Origin of the sequence: Pseudoalteromonas sp. SG41-5 (genome assembly GCF_014164495.1) — a bacterium.
GTDB classification, from domain to species: domain Bacteria; phylum Pseudomonadota; class Gammaproteobacteria; order Enterobacterales; family Alteromonadaceae; genus Pseudoalteromonas; species Pseudoalteromonas rhizosphaerae.
On record NZ_JACJFH010000190.1, the window covers coordinates 1 to 3,018 of the forward strand.

General features: G+C 40.9%; 2 protein-coding genes. One reads left to right on the top strand and one right to left on the bottom strand.

Going from position 1 to position 3,018, the window contains the following annotated elements:
* Positions 1-1,290: tRNA (N6-isopentenyl adenosine(37)-C2)-methylthiotransferase MiaB (gene miaB, locus H5232_RS22740; RefSeq protein ID WP_182831579.1), on the bottom strand; the 1,290-nt coding region annotated here is incomplete at its 3' end.
* A 253-nt stretch (positions 1,291-1,543) separates the two neighbouring features.
* Here miaB and H5232_RS22745 point away from each other — a divergent pair.
* Positions 1,544-2,713: an FAD-dependent oxidoreductase gene (locus H5232_RS22745; RefSeq protein ID WP_182831580.1), complete on the top strand. Its 1,170-nt coding sequence runs from the start codon at positions 1,544-1,546 to the stop codon at positions 2,711-2,713.
* The last annotated feature ends 305 nt before the right edge of the window (positions 2,714-3,018 follow it).

Consider the following 3,018-nt stretch of genomic DNA (forward strand, 5'->3'; position numbering starts at 1 on the left):
CTCAGTTATACGTACATCAACAAACTGACCGATCACTGTGTGTGGGCCAATAAAGTTTACTACGCGGTTGTTTTCAGTACGGCCACGTAGCTCCATCGGATTTTTCTTGGATGGACCTTCAACTAGGATGCGTTGTTCAGTATCAAACATTTGACGACTGATCTGTTGCGCCATTTGAGTAATACGGTTTTGTAGTAGGTATAAACGCTCTTTCTTTTCTTGCTCGCTGACATCATCAGGCAAATCAGCCGCTGGCGTACCCGGGCGTGCGCTGTAGATAAAGCTAAAGCTCATATCGAAACCAATATCATTGATAAGGTTCATCGTCGCTTCAAAGTCAGCGGCGCTTTCACCTGGGAAACCAATGATAAAATCTGACGACATACTTAAATTAGGGCGAATTTTACGTAATTTACGAATCGTTGATTTGTACTCAATAGCAGTGTGACCACGTTTCATTAAATTAAGAATACGATCCGAACCGCTTTGTACTGGTAAATGTAAGTGATCGACTAATTCAGGTACGTCGGCATAAGCGTCAATGATGTCTGGTGTAAACTCTACCGGGTGCGACGTGGTGTAGCGAATACGGTCAATCCCGTCGATAGCTGCAACATAACGAATTAAATCTGAGAAGTAACAAATTTCACCATCGTGAGTTTCGCCGCGATAAGCATTTACGTTTTGACCTAGTAGGTTTACTTCACGAACATTTTGCTCTGCAAGTTGAGCAATTTCTAATAATACATCATCAAGCGGGCGGCTGACTTCTTCACCGCGCGTGTAAGGTACTACGCAGAAGGTACAGTATTTAGAGCACCCTTCCATAATAGATACAAATGCAGAAGGACCGTCTGCTTTTGGCTCTGGTAAACGGTCAAACTTTTCAATCTCTGGGAATGAAATATCAACCACAGAGCTGCCTTTGTTACCTTGCACTTGTTTGATCATTTCAGGTAAACGGTGCAATGTTTGAGGGCCAAAAATAACGTCAACAAATGGTGCGCGTTGGCGAATTGAATCGCCTTCTTGTGACGCAACACAGCCACCAACACCGATGATCAGATCGGGTTTGTCATCTTTGAGTAATTTCCAACGGCCTAGTTGATGGAATACTTTTTCCTGCGCTTTTTCGCGAATTGAACAGGTATTGAGTAGGATAACATCTGCATCCCCAGCTTCATCAGTTAACTGGTAGCCGTTGGTTGCATCGAGAAGATCAGCCATTTTCTGAGAGTCGTATTCATTCATCTGACAACCCCAGGTTTTAATATGCAGCTTTTTACTCATTGAAATATAGCCTCGTTTTCAATTCGGTAGTGGCACGGTTGTGCGCTAAACAGGATAAGCGGCACTTTCGCTTACTTAAAGGACGCGTATTTTAGCTGGATACCCGTCTAGATCCAAGTATAGTTTTTATGTTTGTGAATTGAAGTCAAACAAAGTGCGTTTTATGGTTGATTAAGATGAAACTCACTCGCACTTGTAAACAGAAGTACGATACAATCAAGCGCACTGAAAATAACCAAATTAGTGACTAAAAATGATGAAAAACAAGGTTATTGTTGTTGGCGGCGGCATGGTTGGTGCAGCCACAGCAGTTAAACTCGCTAAACAAGGATGCCAAGTAACAGTGATTGAGCAGCAGATAATTGATGCTGATGCTGTATTGGCAAGTGAAAAAGTTGATATTCGTGTATCTGCTATCAATCGTTTTTCAGAAAACTTATTAGATGACTTAGGCGCTATGCCTATTTTACGAGTGCATCGACATGCCCCATATCAACAGCTCGAAGCGTTTGAACGAACGGGCGATAACCTTTTGTTTGATTGTCACGATATTAATACCACTCATTTAGGCCACTTAATTGAAAATAATTTAATTCAAGCGAGTATCTGGCAACAGTTTGCACAGCACAATATCGAAGTGATTGAAACACCTCAATCATTGTCCGCAATTGAGCAAAGCGAACAGCAAGTGACATTGCATTATGGAGAGCAGCAATATACAGCTGATTTAGTTGTTGCTGCAGATGGTGGGCAATCGTTATTACGTCAACAGGCAGGTATTGGTGTTACGGGTTGGCAATATGGTCAGCATTGTATGGGAGTATTAATAAAACTAGACGCTGCGCAACAAGTAAAAACATGGCAGCAGTTTAAGCCCACAGGTCCGGTAGCTTTTTTACCTATGCAGGCGCCATACGCCAATTTAATTTGTTACCACGATGCAAAGCACTTAAAGCAATGGCAGCAACTCTCAGCAAGCGAATTAAAACAGCAACTGCTTGCACATTTCCCGCCCTTAGATGGGGACTTTGATATCATAGAGCATGCTGTATTTCCGTTAGCCCGCCAACATGCCAACAGCTATTCAGATGGCCGTATCGTGCTGGTTGGTGATGCAGCGCATACGATTCATCCGCTCGCTGGGCAAGGGGTTAACTTAGGTTTTCAAGATGTCGTAGCACTTGCTGATATATTAAAAAATGCAGACGATATAGGTGCTGCACAATATCTTAAACAATATGAGCAAACTAGACGCAAAGCAAATTTGTTAATGATGAGTATGATGGACGCTTGTTATTTTGGTTTTTCTAATCAACTAACTCCATTGCAGTGGGCACGCAGTCAGTTTTTGAAAATGGCAAATAAAACCGGACCGGTAAAGCATTGGGTATTAAAATATGCGATTAGCGGTGAAATCAGTTAAGAATTCTCATTTTATTAAAAATATGATTATCATAGCGAATTATACCAATCGTGTTAAGTTACTGACCATTTATAGCGACAGATAAAGACAGTGATAACAAGGCGTAAATTTTGACATGTAGTTGTTCTACTTGAAAAAATTATAACGCAGTTAGCGCTTTATTTAGCTCGCTAGAATGGTTAAATATTTATGTAGATTGGTATTAAATAGCTAACTAATTTAATGTAATTGGTGTTAATAGAATGGCTAGGGTGGGCGAAAGCTCACTCATATAATTTTTTGATAAAAGATAAAAGATAAAAGAT

Excerpts from the sequence above, each read along its gene's own strand:
- H5232_RS22745 (WP_182831580.1), top strand. The coding sequence starts at position 1,544 with ATGATGAAAAACAAGGTTATTGTTGTTGGCGGCGGCATGGTTGGTGCA.